The sequence below is a fragment of the Enterobacter sp. DC4 genome (assembly GCF_000568095.1).
In the GTDB taxonomy this organism is placed as follows: Bacteria; Pseudomonadota; Gammaproteobacteria; order Enterobacterales; family Enterobacteriaceae; genus Enterobacter; species Enterobacter pseudoroggenkampii.
On sequence record NZ_AZUB01000006.1, the window covers coordinates 260,624 to 280,639 of the forward strand.

Sequence of the window (20,016 nt, forward strand, 5' to 3'; positions counted from 1 at the left end):
AGTGTCTAAAATTTCAAGTTATGAGCTCCTTTTTTTGACACTAAAAATGCCAGCGACAACACCTATCCAAAAAGCAGCTTTTGATGTGATCGATACCCTTCACTTCACTCAGGTTGTGATGAGTGAGGTATGTAAAGATCCCATTGCAGAGTGGTATCCCCGCATTATCCTCAAAATCAACAATATGCTGCGAGAAGTCGGAATGACGGGAAAACAGGCTGCGATAGCTAAGCACTATCTGCTGGGGGCACTGGAAATTTATCTATCTGTAGATGGCAAACTTTCTTCAGCCATTGCTGAGTATTCTGAACAGTCCGATACAAATACGCTTTTTGAAGAAGGGACTATTTATGACAAGAGTACTCAAACGGCGAGTAATTTTAGTCTTACAATGTTATACGCTGCTGCGGAGAACAATGGTGTGCAGGGTGAGTTCATTGATAGAGCTGTTGAAGAGTTGGTAAATGATCAAGATCTAGAATTATCAGCAACACCCTATCTCATTAGATATCGTCTTGTCGAATGCTGCTATGCATTGGAATATACAGAGGCCCCTCTTGCGTTTTATCGGGAGCTGGTAAGTCTTGGTATTATCTCATGTGGGAAATATTCTCTAAATATTGACACATATGCGAAAAAAAATGAGTCAGGGGTGTCGTTGTTGTTTCTCAGAGCATGTTTGCTTTTCGAGTTTAAGATACTTCAACGAGCGGTAGCGGTAATGTTATCGCTAAAAAACAACAATACGATTGCGTTACCATCTCCTGACCCAAGAATGTCTGCCTTAGAGCAAAAAAATATTTCTGATCACTATAAAAGGTTAGTGGATGACTGGTTTATGGGGGAGGGGAGGCAATCTTTTGTGAGTTTTCAATGTAAAGGCGATATTTCGATTAAGGATGTGGATGTTTTTCTTGGGAATATAAATAAATATTATCTTCATAAACGTATGTTTAGCGGAACTCAAGGCAGTTGGCTGGGAACGCTGGGGGCATTTGATATTGCATGCGAACATGATGATGAACCTGAGATGGCCATTTATTATGAGGAAAATAATAGTCGGACTATTTCAGAAAAAATAAGATTGAAGTATTTGGAGTATGGTTTTAGTGTATCAGCTCGGAGCCTTTATCTCCGATATAAATCTGTAAAAAAAGAACGTTACTCTCAAGTTAAGTATTATTGTTTTCTTTTATTGAATCAGGGGGTTATCACCCCTTGGTTTCTTGATAATAATAATTATTACGATATGGCTTTGAGGTTCTGTAGTACAGGAAGTAACGAATGTAATTATCCATAAAGCATAGGTGGCAGGTATAGTGTTCATTTGGCGATGTGAAAGATTATTACCTTTAGAGGAAGTTTTTATATTTCAAAAATAAGTGGTGTGTCGCTTAATTAAAAATATTAACCTGCACGAAGGGGAATTCCGGAATGTTAGTTTTTTTGCCCACCTGACCAGACTGTTCTTATCTCTTTTGTATAATTCTGAAAAACAAATTTTTAACAAGCTCACCTTGAGGAAATTCCATTTAAATATCGATCTTATGCCTAATCAGTCCTAAAAATCCTTACTCTAATAACAGTAACTTCAATAGTTTAGAAAAAATTATCCCCCCAGTGATTTTGCTGCCTTTTTTATCAAATTTTCACGACACTTATAGCAAACTAAAAATAAAAGAAAGGATAATATCGTGCTGACTATTTTACGTAATAATTCATTCGCTTCTAGTTGCTCTTGATAAGCATCTGCAAGTTCATTATATGTTCTCGATAACAGTTGTATCGAAGAGAAATATGACACCATTGCACTATCGCAAATCTCTGATGGAGAATGCTGATCTTGAGAAATATTGCGCATTATTACTCGAGTTTGCGCAACCAAAGCAGCAGATACTTTATCGCGAGATGATGGTGCCGCCAGTCCCGAAACTAATGCCATATAATCCTTAGCCGCATTTTGATTACACTTCGCAAGTTTGGGATAAACCTCATGTAGATTATCTGCTATGTTGTTAACCAGTTTTCGAGTTTCTTGAGGAAGGTGTACATACCAGCTTCTATATTTTGACTCTTCAAAAGGCTTCAACATACCAATAATGATCGGTCTCTCTGCTACCCAAAAATCCAGATATCGGGATTCAGATATGTTTAATTTTAATGCAATTCTAGCTACTTCTATAGACGCATGCTCTTTGGACAGCATTTCATTCTTCATTTCATGTTGCTGATTATGATACTCGTTGCGCAGGTTTGTGAATAATTGCAGGTGTTCGATGACGATATTTTCATAATATCCTGGAGGAGTTTCAGGAATTTTCTTTAAACTCAGCCACCCCAAATTAAGCAGTCCAATGCTTATCATGAGTAGTACGGTAGCTATTTCATATCTGTTTCTTTTTATTTGGTAAAAAAATATCATTGATATAATGCCATTGCTGATGTTATTCATAAGTAAGTTGCTCGCTAGCTTCCAGTTGAACCGTGGGGCTAACCCGATTCAACTCATCGAGAAAGCCAGCAAGCATCTGAACGGCTAAAACTACGTTTAGGGTGGCTGATTGCGACACCACCCCGGCACCAGTTGCACTGTGTATCACTTACTGATTTCTCATGGCGCTAAGGGCCGCATCAAGCGACACAATCGACTCCACTATTGTTCTTACTGTGGAGCGGTCGAATTCGTGGTCTCGCTGTGAATCGTGCACGCCGCTGTTCAGATATCCCCATTCAATGCTGGAGCCATTGACTCCGAGTAATCTTTCTAATGCAGCAACTGCAGCCGGGGCTCCGGGATGCTGCCCTGCAATGCGATTGACGGCCGATTTCAATTTAGAGCATTTATTATTCAATTCCCAAGGCGAACGTGGTCCACTGAGTTTAATATCAATGCGTCCGTCACCGCGTCTGCCCATCCAAGACCAAAGGCTGTCTGTAAGGCTTTCCAGGGCGGGACGTGACTGACGAAGAGCTTCACGCTTTTCATCCCCATCTAGAGCCTGCTGCGCAAGCAGAACGTAATTCTTACTCGGTGGATTGCTGTCTACTCGCAGTTCGTGTTCACCATCGTGTGGTAGGAATTTGTAGCGCTTAATGGCTCCTGCCCTTGCTGCACCTAACTCCTGTTGAATTCGGATGAGGAATTCTTCGGCATGGGAAGTCAGGATTACCTGTTTGTCGTCCAGTAGCCCATCTTCAAAGAAGGTACGCCATATACCGTCTCGATGCTCATCATCAATCGCATTAACCACATCATCAAAGATAACCACCGGGCATCCTTGGACAATATTTTTGGCCAACAGAATTGCGAGGCCAAGACATTTGATGTGTCCCTCACTGAAAATGATTAGCGCATCGTAACGAATGCCTGGTTCACCGGCGAATTCGACTTCAATTTTGCCATTTTCAGCAACTGGCAGATGAAGTGCATGCAGCAGATCGCTAGGCGCATCGCTTCGGTTAAAAGCGTTATACAGATCCCGAGCCTGTTCACCCAATCCCTGAAGCAATATGCCAGGTAGTGCGGCCATGTATCTTTGGATTTCCGGTAGGAATCCGTCGTAAGCTACCTTAATTCGTTGATTTAACTTTATGACAGTTTCTTCTTCAGCAATGGCTTGGCGCAGATCTCGATTATTGTCATTGAACTGGGTCAGATTAGATTGAGCTGCAGCTAGTTCAACGTTGGCGGCTGTGCGCTGCGTACGTAGTCTTTCAATTTCGAAGCGATACTGAATCAGACGGTCCCGCTCCTCGGTCAACGCACCACGTTGATTATGTACTGCGAGGGACTGTTTATCGATATGCTCAATCTCTTTGGCAATGCACAGGAGTGTGTTCCAGGGTCGTTTCTCTCCTTCAACCCAGCACTCAAGCCACGCTCCAACTGATGTCTGGGGTAATTCCGGCAGTGCTACAGCCTGAAGATTTTCCGGGCATGCGGCGATTGCTGCTGTTAAGGTGCGGCGCATTTCCTCCAACAGCAACTGGAGAGACTCGTTCAGCTCTGCTCGTAATGTTTGCTCCCGCAGCTGAATCTGTGCCAACTGTGCTAGGGCTTCAAGTCCCGTACGCGCTCGTATAAAAGGATCCTCTGTTACGGTATCAAGATTTGTACCACAGGCAGGGCAGGTGGTTGCTCCGACCGCCAAGGCTTGCACTGCTTCATACAGTTTTGCATACGACACCTCGGTCGCACGTGATGCCAGTTCGCTTGTGGTCTCTTGCCAGCTCCCATGTAGACGGTATGCTTCAGCGAGAAGCGCTTCCAGTCGGGATTGCGTAATCCCATATACCAGTGGTGGGACAGCATCAAGTTGAGATTGAATATATGGCAGACGTCCCTGCTGAAGTTGTGTACCTTCCAGCCATTCAACACATGCCTGATAAGTCGCTTCGGGGGATATGCGCTGCGCAAGCGCATTTTCCTGCGATTCAATCAAAGCTATTTTCTGCGGATTCGCTGCAATCACCTGCTCTGAAGCAGCTACCTGCTGTCTCCGTTCGACTAACTGAGCTGCCATTGGCCCGGAAAGCATCAGATCTTGATCGAGTGATGGGTTAAACCCACGGACAAATTCACTGAACTGATCTACACCAAACAACGTTGCGATTAGCTGTCGCTGATCGCTAGGGGTTCTTGCAGCAATACGGGCAAAGTCATCAAGCCGGTTCTTCTCAATAAAACAAAAACGATACTCTGATGCATCAGGCTGGACGGGCCGTAAGTTCTGAGCCTCACAGGCAAGGAGCACTGGCGCATCGTGGTGCTTGAGACGAGCGTTATTGCAATAAAGTCTTTGCTCCACCCGCTTTAACTGCGCTTCACTGATAGTGCCCAGCATTGACACTTCGAGAGCCTCAAAGAAGCTGCTTTTACCGGTACCGTTTGCACCGTAAATAAGAGTGATATCGTGGGAGAGATCAAATATCTCCTGCCGCATGAATCCACGGAATGGACCAACCTCAAGCTGATGCAATCGTCCCAGACCAGAACCTGCTTTTGGGGCGTCAGAATTGCCTTCGTAAGCGATGGGCTGATCAATTAGATGTCTTAGAGCTAGGGGAGCAAGACGAACTGAACGCGCCCGGCGAGTCGAGCTGACTTCAGCGAGAGGTTGGATATGATCGTAGATCAGATACGCAAGTCGCCGGACATCATCAGGAACGTCCTGCTGCGTTAAACAATCGAGAAAGCGTTGGTACTCCGAAACAATGCTTGCCATGTATTCTCCTTTACACAGTCAGACGCAGTAGCGCATCCCTGCCTTGGTCATTGTCACTTGGCGTATTGATTTCAAAGGTTCTAGACATTCAGCGCTGATGTATTTATTTCATGTGACGAATGCGTTCTTCAATCTTCTGGATCGCGTTGAGTGCTTCATGACCTAGCGCCTCTTCGTCGCAAAGGCTGCGTAAACGTTGCAGGTCATCGGCGTCACCAAATTGCCCAATCACTTGAATGGAAAAGGAAGCTATGCTCGCCAGATCATTCATTAACCCGTGTTCGTGGTACGTTTTCTGCGACTCATGGTTGGTCAATGCATCGCGGCAGATAGCCAGGGCTGTTTTCGGATAGCGCGTTGCAACGTTAACTCTTGTACCATCCGTAGACAACATTCGTGATGTTGAAGACCATAGTGCTCCGGCACTTGCCGTAGCGGAGTAAGTCAGTAACGTAGTCCGCGCATTAAGAGTCTGAGGCGAGGACTCGAGTTCACCATTGTTCAGCTTGCAAGCCCAGTAAGTTAACTCCCCGCAGGCCTGCATAGCTCCATCGATATCGACAGATGATGTCGTATTGGTAGGAAGTGGAAGGCCCAAAATCCCCATCGCTTCGTGCGCTGCAAAAAAAACTTCGACAGCATCTTGCGGCATGACCGACCTTTTGGCTGGCAACGTAAGCCATGGTTCAATAGCCTCGGAAACTGCTGGGTCACCGAATTTTGCGAGCTGACTAATTAGAGTACTGACAAACAAAACATACTCGGTACTCGCCCCTTTGAGTGACTTGAAGAGGAACTGCTGTTTCTGATCCCTAGCGAGATTGTTTATCTCTTCCCAATAAATGCTGTCATAGGGGTGATCGAACTGTCGAGAGAAGATATTCCATGCTAGTGTCTCGGACTGTGTTCCTGACTCGGAGAACACACTTTCGAGCTCCTTTAAGACCACCGCTCTGTATTTTTCTTCTTCGGCATCTAGTCCACCTAAACTCTTAAGCGCATCCAAAATCAAAGAGTTCATAAATATGCCCAATTTGTCTATGGAATCTTCTAGTGCCAAGATCATCTTTGCCTTGACGGAATCATCCACATTATTTAAGTGGACACAAAAGTCTATCGTGTCTAGCTGAAGGTGGTAGGGTAAGCTTTCCAGATGTTCAAGAAGATTCAACACACATGGCGATGCCCATGAAGCTTGCTTTGTGAACTTGGTGATTCCGATAATGACGTAGAATTCGCTATGCGTGCTCGCTTCCTTCCATGACTTTTTCAAAGCTTCACTAAATTTGCCCCCTGGGCTATGGCGAAAACTAAGGCCGCCACTATGGACGAAGGACACAAGCTGCGAAAGCGCTATCTTACGATTAAACACATAGGCTTGGCTAAATGTCTCGTGCCGAAGTGGCACCTTTTTGGCTATTGCTTCTTCATAGAGATCACGATTGGCTTCGGCAATTTTCTCGTCCATGGCGCGACATGCTGTCATGATTTGCTCTAAGTAGACACCCTGCATTAAAAGCCAGCCGATAGCGGGAAGAAAAACTTCGAATTTCGAGAGGATTGGCCGATTAACGCCAGTTTCAATTGAACAGCTATGCCATCCCTCGCCATTTAGTAGGAAGCGCAGTTCAGAAATCTCTGCGATCATTTCGGCAATTATCACATCGAGCTTTGCTTTTACAATACGTCTCGCGGTGTCTCCACACTCTCCCCTCACGCAAGACTCAAGGATGCCCCGATCAGTTGTCTTCTCCAAAATATCCCTTAGCGTCGAATCGTCTTCCATCGCGCCGACAATAAGAGTCTTAGAACCATTGAATCGTGGAGATCGTAGAAAAGCTTGCACACGCTCAGAGTCTGTGCGCGCTACACGAATCGCAGATTCCGCTATGAAGGCATAGAAAAACATTTCATGAGAGAAACTAAGTCTGTGACCGCGCTGTAGCACAAGCCGTGAGTCAAGGAGCGCGTGCCGAGTTGTGTCTGTTACGCTTGTCGCATCGCAAAATCTGTCGAACTCTCGAATGGACATACTAAACGCAGTTTGAGAGATTAGTTTTTCAGCAAACCCGGAAAGAGCCCTAATTCCCTCAGTTGCGAAACTGCCTAGGCGCATCCTGGCGACCGTGTCGAATAGAACAAATGTACTTGCCCCGGCAGGCAAAGATGTGGCCGCCTGCCCAATGAGTTCCGCTTCAAGCCCTGAGAGTGCTATCTCAAGTAGAGCTTGGCAGTTCATGAAGTTTTTATCTTCTTGGCTAAGTTTTGCGATCTGTGACTTCAGTGCATGTTGCGGTGGGCGGACCTGAATCTCTTCGACGTGCAAAAGCTCTTGTCTAGCCAATGCACCTTGTGAGGTGATAACGACGCCGACACCATAGCGTAGTGAAAACGCTTGAATACTGCGTGTCAAAGCAATTTGCAAATGCTCTGGGCATTCGTTGTAGCCATCAATAAACAGGACAATATGCTTTACAAGGAGACGACTTGCTCTCAGTACATCGCGCACGGAAGCGCCGAGTAACATAAGCTCGGTATCAATTATTTTCTGAAGCTTGCCCTCGAAGTCTTTGCCTTGGATGTGGATAGGCAGTAAACCAGCCTGCATACATTCTGTGGCGATACGCGCACTCAGCAAGGACTTTCCACATCCTGATGGCCCCCTGATCAGAAGCGCAGATTGCGATGACATAGCCTTCTTTAGAATATTTGATGCCGAAATCAGTTTGTCATCAAGGAGGTATTGGTCTTGTAACATTCGTGCACCAATTGGCCCATGATACTCCAAGAAAGCGGATTCATAACAAGACACTGTTCGCTCCGATATGAGCACAGTTTCATCAATTGCTGCATCTATTCCCGATACGCCTTCAAGGGTTAAATGGGCTGCGAGTGCTTGGCATTGATCTTCACTTAGCAAGGCTCCTGATATTGAACCGAGAGCAATCTTGATCGCATCCAGTCCGCCAGATTTCACCTTGAAGTCACTCGGTGGCAATGAGGAGCCAGATGGAATCGCTGGCGTAATGGCTAATAAGGCGTTGGGATACCCGGAAAGAGTGCCGAATAACTCGACCATTGAATCACGCAATGCATTTTTGGCATCCAACGCTTGAGTGTACCCGTTGCGTAGCTTTCGGCTACCGTACGGTCCGACTTGCGTCCAGCGGCCGTTCACACCTCCCTTGATGGGCAGTGTGTATCCCTTAGCTTCAATAACGAGAGTAGTTGTGGCGGAAAAGACTGCAACATCAACCTGACGCCCGTTAACGTTGAAGTTGGCGAATATGTAGGCCCATCCAGTGCCCTTTTCTAGAATATCGCAAACGGTGACCAAGACATCGCGATCCGAGGCGTGTTCTATCCGTTCCCCGATAAATAGCCGAATGCCGTTCCCATTGTGACGTGCTGTACTCATAAGGTTGAATTACCTGTACGACGCGCTAAATATCGACATAGCACTCCACTCACCCCGACCATCAATTCCGCTTCTTCAAACTCAGGGGGCTTTTTTTCCATGAGATGCCTGCCGAAGTTGGAGGAGTAGGCCCATGCCTTCTCTACGATCTGATCTACAGGCTTGGGAAAAGCCCGGGATTTCGCTGGATCAATTGACCAAGCGTGTCCTTACTTCCTATAACGTCTCGCGCCACGCATTCCAGAGTAGCCATCGCATGCTGGATCGCTCCACTAATTTCAGGTTGAGGCCTGCGTGATAGATCCTGCAGAGCCTCGTGTAGCTCATATGCTGCGGTCGTGCGATGCTGCTGGGAGAGTAGTAATTGTCCTTCTTTCGCTGCTATCTCGAAGGCTTCAGTACCTCGCATTTGAATCTTTTGATCGAGAAGCAGCCAACCGATGCCGGTCACCCTACAATAGCTGTTAACTTCTCCCGAAAAGCCACCGCCCTTGTAAAGAGACTTTTCAGCTAAATGCTCAATGAAATCGTAGACCTCGAACCATTCAAGCTCGTCCATCAGGATTCTGACTTCGTCATCAATATTCGGATACTCTGACCAGTTGCTCTTATCTGGAGTTTTATAAAGGATGCCGCACAACCTATGATGAAGTTCGCTGGGGGCGAAGCCAGATCGGTAGGCGATAGGCACGATCGCCGCTCTCAGCGATTCTGGAGCTTCGTGTCTGATGCTGATTTCTGCGTCAGGTCTTGAATAACCCTGTCGCCTGGAAAACGAGTCCATAGTTCCTCCTTAACCGTAGCCCCCAAGCTACCATATTCCCATTTAAATTTCTTAGCTGCTGAATCTGGTTTTCGCCGTATCCGGCTGATAATCATGCTGTTAACATTACTATCAAGCTAAGGACATTTTGTGACCTAGCATGATTTTCGCGACTCGCTGTTTGGTGCGCGTTGAGGTGTTCGTCCTCGCCACACGCCTTAATTTACAGAGCAGAGTTCGAGGACGGATTTCAGCTTGATGTGTTAGGCAAAAGTCGGTATCACGTTTTCATTCTTGGCTAGCGAATATTGTGCAAAGCGATTCGCGTGGCAGAGACGCAAGGAAGTATTTCGTTTATTATATTTTTGTATTGACTTGTGGCTTTGGTTGCAAGATCGATTGGTTCAGCTACACCAAGGTGATCGGATGCAATTAAAAAGCCTGTTTTCCTTACGTAAGCATTTTGAATCAAACATGTTGTCATAAAAATTTCTCATGCTGAAATTATAATTAATTACTTCTATTGCAGGTGAAAAAATAGGATGCCAATAACCTTCAATCAGGCCTTAACTGCAGAGTGCGAGTTTTCAGAATGGACAATCAGTAATAAAAGTCGAGCTAAGCTGATTGAAGTGATTGCCTATTTATATTTACGGCAGGAAGAAAATGCTCAGAGAGTAATTGATGCTCTAGAGCCGCGACGGCGGGTTTCGAAAGGCAGGGTGGCTGAGAATGTCGTGAGAAAACTGACGGCTCCGCGTGCTGAAGACGTCGAGCTACTTAAGTCAGGAACCGAAGCACAGAAGGAGGCAGCGAGAAAGCGGATCAACACATCTATTATTCACCGGGATGGACTTCTATTTCAGCATATTTCCTGGATTGCCGCTCGGCTAGAACTTTCGGACGGCTATATGACGTCACCTCACGTTCGACAGGCGGATAAAGGCTTTGACGGTTTTATCATCGAGCTAGATGAGAGAGTGTGTGAGATCAAACGAATTGTGCTCTGTGAGGACAAGGCTTCGAAAACACCGCGCAATCTTATAACCTCTAGCGTGTGGCCTGAAATAAGAACAATTCGGAGCGGCGATCGCGATGATGAGATCCTCGCCGACCTCGTAACTTTGCTTAGGAGTGTTCCAAGTATCGACGCAGAAGAGGCTGTGGATAAAATTTTCTGGGAAGGAGCTCGCGAGTTCAGAGTTGCTGTAGCGACTGGTGAAGATCAGCGCAGAGCTGGGAATTTTTTGCATATCATAGCCGGTTTCAAAACTGCGGCTGGTGGTAAACTTGAAGCTCGCACGGCTGGTGTGTTGGCCTTCGAAGATGTGCGTACGGGTTTGGATCTTCTCGCCGGAGAGGTGGCTGCCAAAGTCGAGGAGATCGCCAATGTTTGACCCTAGTTCCCGCGCGCTCCTGCGACAAGCCCCTGATTTGCCCGGCCTCGCTCCTGAAACTCTAGACGAACTGTTGACGGCTGCACACATAGAACTAGCGACTGTACGGCTTCTGTCTCGCGAAGGCGAACCTGAGGCCATAAGCGATGTACTCGACCAGGTTCGACGCCTTGCTTCGACCTTCGAAGCCTATGTTGCACTCGATCTTCGACCAGAGCAAACGCGCGCCACGGCTTTTGTCGCCGCGAGCGCTCATCAAATATTGAGCCGCGTTCGCGAGACCGCAATGGATCGCCCAACCGTTGTTTCAAGTGATGCAATAGGATCGTCAATTTCAGCGACGCTTTTATTCCTGATTGCTGGTCGGGCAGCAGACGCAGCGGAAGTCGCTAGTCAGCTCCGGGCGAAGGGTGAACGTCGGGCAGTACGACGTTCACTGATCCTGAGCCTTCGGGAATTGGCAACTGGTAATCTCACTACATTGATAGAGCGTGATCTCGGCGAAGACACCATCGCAACGCGTGATAGCCGAGAAGTAGCCACTGACCTTCTTTTAAGGGAATGTGCTTATGTAGTTCAGGGGCTTGGACAGGAGGCGCGTGGAAGCGCTGTGCCCGACACTGATATTCGTTCAAGACTCAAGCGTGTTCTCCACCTGTCGGAGGCCTCAGAGGTAGAGATCAACGCAGCGTTGGAAGGGAAAGTTCATCACCAGTTTGCCGGTCCGCATCATTTGGCCACTTTGTTGAGCCGGCTTGTTGATGGAGTGCAGGCTGCGATGCTGATTCGCCTGCCAGCACCATCAGGCGCGCAACCGAGGACATGGGCTGACTGGCTCCTGTCTCAGACACATTCCCGTCCATTTCTGTGGATCAATCATTTAAAAGCTATCGGGACAGGATATCTGAACCGTGGCAGGTCTATGGTGATGACGTCACCGACTGGTTCGGGCAAAACTACGCTATCCGTACTAAAAATCGCAGCAACTTTATGTTCGGGTGAGAGTGTTGTTTATCTAGCTCCTACTCACGCGCTCGTCGATCAAGTCGAGACCGATCTCTCCGCACAAATCGGCGAGTTAGAGGTGGTGAGCGTCGTTGAAGACGTTGCGCTCGAAGAGCTTGGGGATAAGCTGCCACCATTCTCTGTCATGACTCCTGAACGTTGCCTTGCCCTCCTTGGTTTCGCACCTGAGCTTTTTGACAAGGTCGGTCTCCTTGTCTTCGATGAGTTTCACCTCATTAGTGCAGATGATCCCGCTACTTCATCGAAAATTAGTACACGAGCCATTGATTCGATGTTGGCACTCCTGACGTTTCTCCGCCATCGTAAGAGAGCAGATCTACTACTGCTGTCAGCTATGGTCTCTAACGGCGCAGAAATCGCACGTTGGTTGCGGTCTGTAACGGGAACGGAGGTTGAGTCGTTCGACGATCCTTGGAAGCCAACTCGACAGCTTCGTTCTTGCGTCATCTATGACCGCTCTGACGTGCGTGAGGCCGTACAAGTTGCATCAAAGGCAAAGACCAAAGCAGCAAGGAATCGGGTTCCCGCACAACCTCTTGGACTCTTTTCCCTGATTTCTGGATGGCATCCTAAAAGGCCAGAGAAGCTAGTAATACAGGCCCTCACGGATCAAAAACCGTCGCTTCTTAAAAATGTCAAAGGAAAATTGACATCAAACAGAAATGAAGTCGCTGCGCGAATCGCGGCAGACTATGCGGCCATAGGAAAGCGGGTGATCGTCTTCTGCAACGATTCCAAAGCGTGCGGGAGCGTTGCAGGCCAGATCAATGAACTACTGGCACCAGCCACCATCGCTCTGGATGTGGCGCAGGAGGAAATGCGTAAATCAGTTATTAGGGATATTGGAGCGGCCGAAGCTACATTTGACCCTATGGGGTGCAGAGCTGCAGTTCATCATGGTGACTTGTTACCATTGGAACGACGGCTGACTGAAAGCCTTTTTCGGGCTCGTAGGGATACTGATAGCGAGGACCTGGGACTTGATGTGGTCGCCGCAACATCCACAATTGCGCAGGGACTTAATCTGCCGTGTGATGTTGTGATTCTTGCTGGAACCGATAGAAGTGCGGTTGATGATCCCAGCGGGAACCCTCGTGCGGACTTACGTCCTCACGAGATACTTAATGCGCTCGGGAGGGCTGGTCGTGCGGCGTATGCCGCAACCGGCTTGGCAATCGTTGTTCCTGCAACACCTATCTGTGTGGAAATGGATAACCTCTCCCTTCCGTCGGATGGAATTATGAAGATCATTTTCTCGGAACAGGATGCCTGTGAAGAGATATATGATCCGATAGAGTTACTTCTTGACCGGATCGAAATATCCGCTAATTCGGATCCTAAAGTGCAGTCAATTATCCGGCGTATGTCTGCTGTCACCACAACAGGAGAGAGCGGCTTCGACGATATCGTTTGCCGCTCATTAGGTTTTTTTCGGCGTAGGGAAACTAATGCTTTGCGAGCTGACCAGTGGCTCGAACATCGTCGAATAGCTCTCAAGGCTGCTGAGGAACAACTGGAAGACCCCCTCGTTCTCGATTGGCAACGGGAAATTGCTATCCGTAATGGTGTTCCACCAAAGCTGATTGAAAGATTGGTTGCGGCGTTTGATACAGCGCCAGTTGAAAAGACGGCGACAGAGCACTGGATCAACTGGCTACTGGATATAGTTGCTGACCATCCCTTCGATTTAACAATTTTCGTCAGACAAACAGCTCTTGAGTCCGTTTTTGGTCGTTCTTACACGAATACAACAAAACCTAGGGCTTCTTCTAAAAGAATATTGAGAGCACTCAAAACATTGGTTTCAATGTGGTGCGCAGGGCGAACACTTATCGAAATCGAGCATTGGCTCCTGGCGTTCATTCGAAAGCACGAGGGAGAGGTTAAGCAGCAAGCAAACCAATCCACTACAGCACAACGGGCCCGCCGATTTGCTATACGCATTGCGCCTGATATCGGCTTTCTCTGCGGCGTGCTTGGACAGATAGCCGCTTACAAAGCCGCTGAACAAGGCGTGCCTATGTCTCCTGTGATTGAAATGCTTCCGCAGATGGTGAGAGCCGGTGACTATGATCGTCATCATATGGCTTTAAGGCAAATGACCAAAATTGCCTCGCGAGTGGGAACCTTTGAAACGCATATCTCACTTCGTGACTCATTCAAAGCTGGAGCTTCCGCAGAAATGGATGTTGTTAGAGAGGAGGTTCAAGCCGCAATCTTGCTCCAAGCATTTACGGATTTGGATGAAGAAGAGTAGAACTACTTTTCTGAGATTGGGGGGTTAAGCCCCCCAATCTCATATTAGAACACATTGAGCAAAGAACGGAGTGCCTCTGCTGGCAACAATAACGTTACCCTACCAGTGCCAACGCCTTCTTGACGATCTTGCGCATATACACCGAGGCAGTATCGATGTTGTACCGAATGACAATTTATGAATACTGAAACTTAAAGTTGGTTTTTTTATACCCAGCAAGAGCTAGAGCAGTACCTGCTCCGAATGCTGAATAAAAATGAACAGATTACCGCTTAGCGGTAAGTGTTTCGCAGGGTGAAAATAGTCACATGTGAGGTCTTCTTTAGACACTTACTGAATGAAATATAAAGTTTATTTAGATTATCCCAAAATCTTGGTCTAATTTCCGTTCACATAAGTTATCCAACCAGCCGCATACTTTTTATTCCCCCTTCAATCATACTTCCATTATCAGCAGCTTTAACAAAATCAGCCCACCATTGCATCATCGGGCGACGCTGTTCCAGGTAATCGCTGCGGTTATAAGCACGGCGAACCTCATTCTTATCCACGTGGGCCAATGCAGCCTCAATCACATCAGGCGGAAAACCTTGCTCGTTGAGGGCTGTACTGGCAATAGATCGCAAACCGTGTGAAACGAGCACCCCACCAAAACCTGCGCGTTTCAGCGATGCGTTAACGGTCTGACTGTTCATTGGCTGGTTGGGCTTAATACGGCTAGGAAAGATAAATTCTCGGTTCCCGCTTAACGGCTCCATCATCTCCAGCACAGCTATTGCTTCATCTGACAAGGGCACAGTATGGTCGCGGTTCATTTTCATGCGGGCGGCAGGAATCTTCCATTCTCGTGCTTCAAGGTCTACCTCTTCCCAACGAGCTTCAGCCGCTTCGGCAGGGCGGGTGATTGTAAGAAGTTGCCACATGAACAGGCAGCGTGTGGAAAGGTTAATGCTGGCTGTTCGCATTGTCTGCATCAGTTGAGGTAGCTGATCCGGTCGAATGCTGGGCATGTTCTTTTTCTGAGGCTTCTCGAAGGCTTTACCGATATTAACGCTGGGAACAGCATCAATCAGTCCTGTGTTTTGGGCATAGATCATGACCTCATTAATGCGTTGGCACAGGCGACGAACGGTTTCCAGTGCTCCTCTGGCCTGAACTGGTTGGACGGCCTGAACCAATGTGTGAGCTTTAATATCTGTAACGCTAACGTCACCAATTGCAGGAAAGACATCTCTTTCAAGAGAGCGCCAGATATCGTCGGCATAGTCCTCTGTCACGCTGGCTTTCTTCACGTTCCACCATCGTTCAGCTACTAGCTGGAAAGTATTGGTTTTAGCTTCCAGCGAACTGCGTAGTTGTTCTTGCTGATGCTCCTGTGGATCGATTTGTTTCGCCAGGAGAGAGCGAGACTCTGCTCTGTAGTTTCTGGCATCGGCAAGGGTAACTGACGGGTAGGGACCAATGCTCTTCTTCGCTCGTTTCTTAGTGACAGGGCGAATGTAGCGAAACTGCCAGATTTTACTCCCGCTGGATTTGATGAGTAGCTCAAGGCCATCGCCATCATAGAGAACGTAGTCCGCTTCTTTGGGTTTAGCAGATTCGATTTCCTTAACGGATAGAGGTTTGGTTTGTCTTGCCATTGCCGGGTTTCCATAGTTTTAGGCACCTCAAAAACAATATAGCTTTATGAGGTGCCTAACAAGGTGCCTAAAAGGTTCGGATTTAATTAGTTGGCATCAGACTTCGTGGGGCAAATTCAAGGCACAAAAAAGCCCGCAGGGCTTGCGCCGTGCGGGCTCTTAGGACTTCATCGGATGACTCTGGTAATCACCGATGGAGAATTTTGGTGGAGCTGGCGGGAGTTGAACCCGCGTCCGAAATTTCTACATCCTCGGTACTACATGCTTAGTTTGTCTTTACATTCGCACGCCAGCTGCGGACAGACACGCCACTAACGAACTAGCCTGATTAGTTTTAACGCTTCAACCCCAGGCAGGGCTTCCACGCGATCTCTTTTGGGTTTGACCTCTCTTTGATCCCCGTCTTAAGAGCGGAAGCTAGGGAGAGAGGGCTCAGAGCAGGTTATTAAGCTGCTAAAGCGTAGTTTTCGTCGTTTGCGACTATTTTTTTGCGGCTTTTAACGAGGCAAACCGCCCCTCGGCATGCACCTTGGGTTTCGCAAATCCCGTCGAATCCAGAATCAGCCCCAATAGTGTTGAACTGAGTATACCAGATTTCACTTCCTGGATACCAGCCCGGAACGCTAACTTATTGAATAGTACAATAAGTGTGCAGAATCAACGTCCTGCGTTTTTCATGATGCGCGCTTTGTCGAGCTGCCATTCGCGCTCTTTCAGGTCAGTACGTTTGTCGTGCTGTTTTTTACCCTTTGCGACGCCAACTTTCACTTTGCACCAGGCGTTTTTCCAGTACAGCGACAGGGCGACCACGGTGAAACCTTCACGGTTAATGCGTCCGTAGAGGGATTCCAGCTCACGCTTGTTCAGCAGCAGCTTGCGGGTGCGCGTAGGGTCACACACGTAGTGTGAAGAGGCGACGGTCAGCGGCGTAAAGTTCGCGCCGAACAGGAAGGCTTCGCCATCTTTCAGGATCACGTAGCTATCGCCGATGTTGGCTTTCCCGGCGCGCAGCGATTTTACTTCCCAGCCCTGCAACGCAAGGCCAGCTTCGAATTCTTCTTCAATGAAATACTCGTGGCGAGCACGCTTGTTGAGCGCAATGGTCGCCGAGCCTGGTTTATGTGCTTTTTTCTTCGTCATAAGTGTCGTAAAGCCGTCGGTAATCTGATTTCAAAAAGTCACCTCATTGCGTCCTGTGAGGTCTAACGCGCTATCTTAGCACGAGATGAGGCTTAGCGTTTTTTTAACAGGTGATAAATGTTATTATTTGTCCGTTGTGTGACCATGGGAAATGCTATGCCTCAGATTAGCCGTACTGCGCTTGTGCCTTACAGCGCGGAACAGATGTATCAGTTAGTGAACGATGTTCAGTCTTATCCAGAATTTATTCCGGGATGCACCGGGAGCCGCGTTCTGGAGTCCGGCCCGACGCAGATGACTGCGGCGGTGGACGTCTCCAAAGCGGGGATCAGCAAGACGTTCACCACCCGCAATACGCTGACCAGCAATCAGAGTATTTTGATGCATCTTGTAGATGGTCCGTTTAAAACCCTGATGGGAGGCTGGAAGTTTACGCCGCTGAGCGCTGACGCCTGCCGCATTGAGTTCCAGCTGGACTTTGAATTTACCAATAAGCTGATTGAGCTGGCGTTTGGCCGCATCTTTAAAGAGCTGGCTTCCAATATGGTTCAGGCGTTCACCACCCGCGCCAAAGAGGTTTACAGTGTCGCATAAGATTGCTGTAGAAGTGGTGTACGCGCTGCCGGAGAAGCAGTATCTGCAGCGCGTGACGCTGGAAGAGGGGGCAACCGTTGAGGCGGCCATCCGTGCGTCCGGCATCCTTGAGCTTCGCAGCGATATCGACCTGGCGAAAAATAAGGTCGGGATTTACAGCCGTCCGGTGAAGCTGGGTGATGTGCTGAAAGAGGGCGATCGGGTGGAGATTTATCGTCCGCTTATTGCCGACCCGAAAGAGCTGCGTCGTCAGCGTGCGGAGAAGGCGGGTAAGTAGCGTGTTTTCCCCTCACCCTGACCCTCTCCCCAAAGGGGCGAGGGGATAAAAGAAATACAAAAAAGGTGCTCAATGAGCACCTTTTTGCATTTCTGACTTCTGATTATTTGGTCAGGGCAGGCTTGTTGTCGATGTTGGTCAACACACCGGCGCTGCTGAAGGTCAGCGTAAGGGTCTGCTGGGTCGCATCTTCGTGGCCCGGCTTCTGACGGAATACATAGAACCAGGTGTTAGTGCCGAACGGATCGGACATCATCGGGGTTCCCAGTGTATAAGCGACCTGCTGTTGTGTCATCCCCACGCGGATTTTGGACACATCGTTAGGGGTAAGGTAGTTCCCCTGGTTGATGTCAGGACGGTAAACCACTTTCTCCAGAGTGGAACAGCCTGCGGTCAACATCAGAAGAACCGCTGCGGCAGCGGTCAGCATTTTACAACGCATAGTGATTTGATTCCTTTTCGGGCCCGAGCAGAACGCGGCTCATATGTAATATGCCGATGATAATAGACCTTGCCCCACTTTGAAACCGGTCTGGCGGCGTTTTTGTTGTTCTGTATGACCCTGAGATCCCGAAAAAGTTTATGCCGCCAGCAGTTCTTTCGCGTTCGCGAGCGTATTACGCGTGACTTCGCTGCCGCCGAGCAGGCGTGCCAGCTCCTGCAGGCGCGCACGTTTATCCAGTGGCTTCATGTGCGTTTCGGTCATTTCACCGTCGGTTTCTTTACTGACGATAAAGTGATGATGGCCGCAGCCCGCGACCTGCGGCAGGTGGGTGACACACATCACCTGCGTTGATTCGCCGAGCTGGCGCAGCAGTTTACCCACCACCGCCGCCGTTGGGCCGCTGATGCCGACATCCACTTCATCGAAAATCAGCGCCGGGGTGTCCATTTTACGCGCGGTAATCACCTGAATCGCCAGCGCAATACGCGACAGTTCACCGCCGGAGGCCACTTTGGAGATCGCCTGCAGCGGCTGACCCGGGTTGGTGGTGACGCGGAACTCGATGCGGTCCGCACCTTCCGCCGTCAGGTGGTTCTCTTCAAAGCGGACATCAATGGTGAATACACCGTGCGGCATCGCCAGCGTGTGCATGCTGTCGGTGATGTGCTGGCTTAGCTCCTGGGCGTAATGCTGACGGATTTCATGCAGCTTTTGCGCTGTCGCCAGGGCCTGTTCATGGTGAAGGTTCACCGCCAGAGAAAGGGTTTCCTGCGAATCAGCCTGATCGTCAAGCTGCTGCTGCTCGTCCAGCAGAGACTGATAGTAGCCCGGCAGCTCTTCCGGCGTAACGTGGTGCTTGCGCGCCAGTGAAATCTGACGGGAAATACGCTGCTCCAGCTCAAACAGACGGTTCGGGTCGAGATCCAGACGTTCACAGTAGTGGCGCAGTTCGTCACTGGCTTCGGAGATCTGAATAGCCGCTTCTTCCAGCATATCCAGGACGCCTGAAAGCTTGCTGTCCATGCCGACCAGTTCGGTAATCAGCTGGCGGACGTTATACAGCTGGCCTTGCAGGTTCACGTCTTCGCCATCCGCCAGCAGGTTAAGCGCATTCTGGCTGGTTGAGAGCAGGTGACCGCTGTTCGCCAGGCGTTTGTACTCTTCGTCGATTTGCTCAAACTCACCCGGCTGTGGGTTGAATTCGTTCAGCTCTTTAAGCTGGTACGCCAGCAGCTCCGCACGTGCGGCGCGCTCCTGGCTTTGCTGCTGATGCTGGGCAAGTTCACGGCAGCTCTGATGCCACTGGCGATAGTGTTCCGCCATAAGCTGAGTAAGCGCGTACTCACCCGCATAGCCATCCAGCAGCGCTTTCTGCTGTTCGGGTCTGACGAGTTGCTGATGCGCGTGCTGACCGTGGATCTGGATAAGCAGCTGGCCGAGTTCACGGAGCTGGGAAAGCGGAACCGCCGTGCCGTTGATAAAGCCACGTGAACGACCGTCGCTGCTGATCACGCGGCGAAGTAAACACTCACGTCCATCTTCGAGCTGGTTCTGCTCCAGCCAGCGCTGGGCGGCAGGGGTATCTTTCAGGGAGAAACGGGCGCACAGATCGGCACGGTTGGCACCCATGCGCACCATATCGCCCTCTGCGCGGCCGCCAAGGCACAAGCCGAGGGCATCAATGGCAATGGATTTACCTGCACCGGTTTCCCCGGTGATCGCCGTCATGCCGCTGTGGAAATCGATCTCAAGCTCACGAACAATGGCAAAGTTGCTGATGGTCAGTTGTGCCAGCATAATTGTTTTCCTGTATGAAAAACCATAACTGTATTTT

13 protein-coding genes and 1 other RNA gene are annotated in these 20,016 nt (G+C 48.8%); 5 read left to right on the top strand and 9 right to left on the bottom strand.

The genetic code is table 11. From position 1 onward, the window contains the following. The first annotated feature begins 1 nt into the window (after position 1). Positions 2-1,300 carry a hypothetical protein gene (locus tag P349_RS06140; RefSeq protein WP_238550723.1) on the top strand — a complete coding sequence of 433 codons (1,299 nt, stop codon included), beginning with the start codon at positions 2-4 and terminating at the stop codon, positions 1,298-1,300. A 309-nt stretch (positions 1,301-1,609) separates the two neighbouring features. On the opposite strand, the gene P349_RS06135 is transcribed toward P349_RS06140, so the two are convergent. The 4 genes from P349_RS06135 to P349_RS0124550 all read right to left on the bottom strand — a co-directional run bounded on the left by P349_RS06135 (position 1,610) and on the right by P349_RS0124550 (position 9,427). Then, positions 1,610-2,452, bottom strand: coding sequence for a hypothetical protein (locus P349_RS06135; RefSeq protein ID WP_032646921.1), 843 nt, complete (start codon positions 2,450-2,452; stop codon positions 1,610-1,612). 148 nt (positions 2,453-2,600) lie between these two features. After that, positions 2,601-5,225: an AAA family ATPase gene (locus tag P349_RS06130; protein ID WP_032646919.1), complete on the bottom strand. Its 2,625-nt coding sequence runs from the start codon at positions 5,223-5,225 to the stop codon at positions 2,601-2,603. A gap of 103 nt (positions 5,226-5,328) precedes the next feature. Continuing rightward, positions 5,329-8,643, bottom strand: coding sequence for an NERD domain-containing protein (locus P349_RS26035; protein WP_081758219.1), 3,315 nt, complete (start codon positions 8,641-8,643; stop codon positions 5,329-5,331). A gap of 154 nt (positions 8,644-8,797) precedes the next feature. After that, entirely contained in the window at positions 8,798-9,427 is a 630-nt protein-coding gene (locus P349_RS0124550; RefSeq protein WP_050597514.1) for an AbiJ-NTD4 domain-containing protein, read from the bottom strand. Positions 9,428-9,948: 521 nt separating this feature from the next. Here P349_RS0124550 and P349_RS06125 point away from each other — a divergent pair. Beyond that, on the top strand, positions 9,949-10,803 hold the full coding sequence (locus P349_RS06125) for a hypothetical protein (protein WP_032646917.1): 855 nt from the start codon (positions 9,949-9,951) through the stop codon (positions 10,801-10,803). Next, positions 10,796-14,086: a DEAD/DEAH box helicase gene (locus P349_RS06120; protein ID WP_032646916.1), complete on the top strand. Its 3,291-nt coding sequence runs from the start codon at positions 10,796-10,798 to the stop codon at positions 14,084-14,086. Before P349_RS06125 ends, P349_RS06120 begins: the two co-directional genes overlap by 8 nt. A gap of 398 nt (positions 14,087-14,484) precedes the next feature. On the opposite strand, the gene P349_RS06115 is transcribed toward P349_RS06120, so the two are convergent. The 3 genes from P349_RS06115 to smpB form a co-directional block, all read right to left on the bottom strand. After that, positions 14,485-15,726: an integrase gene (locus P349_RS06115; protein ID WP_032646913.1), complete on the bottom strand. Its 1,242-nt coding sequence runs from the start codon at positions 15,724-15,726 to the stop codon at positions 14,485-14,487. Between the two features lie 204 nt (positions 15,727-15,930). Further along, positions 15,931-16,294: a transfer-messenger RNA gene (gene ssrA / locus P349_RS25685) on the bottom strand. An 89-nt stretch (positions 16,295-16,383) separates the two neighbouring features. Beyond that, positions 16,384-16,866 (bottom strand): SsrA-binding protein SmpB, encoded by a 483-nt coding sequence (gene smpB / locus P349_RS06110; RefSeq protein WP_008502505.1) that lies wholly within the window; start codon positions 16,864-16,866, stop codon positions 16,384-16,386. A 156-nt stretch (positions 16,867-17,022) separates the two neighbouring features. On the opposite strand from smpB, the gene P349_RS06105 reads away from it, so the two are divergent. Together P349_RS06105 and P349_RS06100 are read left to right on the top strand one after the other, a co-directional pair. Then, a complete protein-coding gene (locus tag P349_RS06105; protein WP_024908332.1) occupies positions 17,023-17,460 on the top strand; it encodes a type II toxin-antitoxin system RatA family toxin in 438 nt (145 codons plus the stop codon). Next, positions 17,450-17,737, top strand: a complete 288-nt coding sequence (locus P349_RS06100; protein WP_023308884.1) for an RnfH family protein — start codon at positions 17,450-17,452, stop codon at positions 17,735-17,737. The genes P349_RS06105 and P349_RS06100 overlap by 11 nt, the downstream gene beginning before the upstream one ends. Positions 17,738-17,840: 103 nt before the next feature. Here the strand turns inward: P349_RS06100 and bamE are convergent, their stop codons facing one another. After that, positions 17,841-18,179 (bottom strand): outer membrane protein assembly factor BamE, encoded by a 339-nt coding sequence (bamE, locus tag P349_RS06095; RefSeq protein WP_023308883.1) that lies wholly within the window; start codon positions 18,177-18,179, stop codon positions 17,841-17,843. 138 nt (positions 18,180-18,317) lie between these two features. Next, positions 18,318-19,979 (bottom strand): DNA repair protein RecN, encoded by a 1,662-nt coding sequence (gene recN, locus P349_RS06090; protein ID WP_032646911.1) that lies wholly within the window; start codon positions 19,977-19,979, stop codon positions 18,318-18,320. Positions 19,980-20,016 lie beyond the last annotated feature (37 nt).

What these genes read in the sequence shown, in the direction of transcription:
- P349_RS26035 (WP_081758219.1), bottom strand. Translation starts at nt 8,643, where the DNA reads ATGAGTACAGCACGTCACAATGGGAACGGCATTCGGCTATTTATCGGG.
- P349_RS06105 (WP_024908332.1), top strand. Translation starts at nt 17,023, where the DNA reads ATGCCTCAGATTAGCCGTACTGCGCTTGTGCCTTACAGCGCGGAACAG.
- P349_RS06120 (WP_032646916.1), top strand. Translation starts at nt 10,796, where the DNA reads ATGTTTGACCCTAGTTCCCGCGCGCTCCTGCGACAAGCCCCTGATTTG.
- P349_RS0124550 (WP_050597514.1), bottom strand. Translation starts at nt 9,427, where the DNA reads ATGGACTCGTTTTCCAGGCGACAGGGTTATTCAAGACCTGACGCAGAA.
- P349_RS06135 (WP_032646921.1), bottom strand. Translation starts at nt 2,452, where the DNA reads ATGAATAACATCAGCAATGGCATTATATCAATGATATTTTTTTACCAA.
- P349_RS06130 (WP_032646919.1), bottom strand. Translation starts at nt 5,225, where the DNA reads ATGGCAAGCATTGTTTCGGAGTACCAACGCTTTCTCGATTGTTTAACG.
- smpB (WP_008502505.1), bottom strand. Translation starts at nt 16,866, where the DNA reads ATGACGAAGAAAAAAGCACATAAACCAGGCTCGGCGACCATTGCGCTC.
- recN (WP_032646911.1), bottom strand. Translation starts at nt 19,979, where the DNA reads ATGCTGGCACAACTGACCATCAGCAACTTTGCCATTGTTCGTGAGCTT.
- P349_RS06125 (WP_032646917.1), top strand. Translation starts at nt 9,949, where the DNA reads ATGCCAATAACCTTCAATCAGGCCTTAACTGCAGAGTGCGAGTTTTCA.
- P349_RS06115 (WP_032646913.1), bottom strand. Translation starts at nt 15,726, where the DNA reads ATGGCAAGACAAACCAAACCTCTATCCGTTAAGGAAATCGAATCTGCT.
- bamE (WP_023308883.1), bottom strand. Translation starts at nt 18,179, where the DNA reads ATGCGTTGTAAAATGCTGACCGCTGCCGCAGCGGTTCTTCTGATGTTG.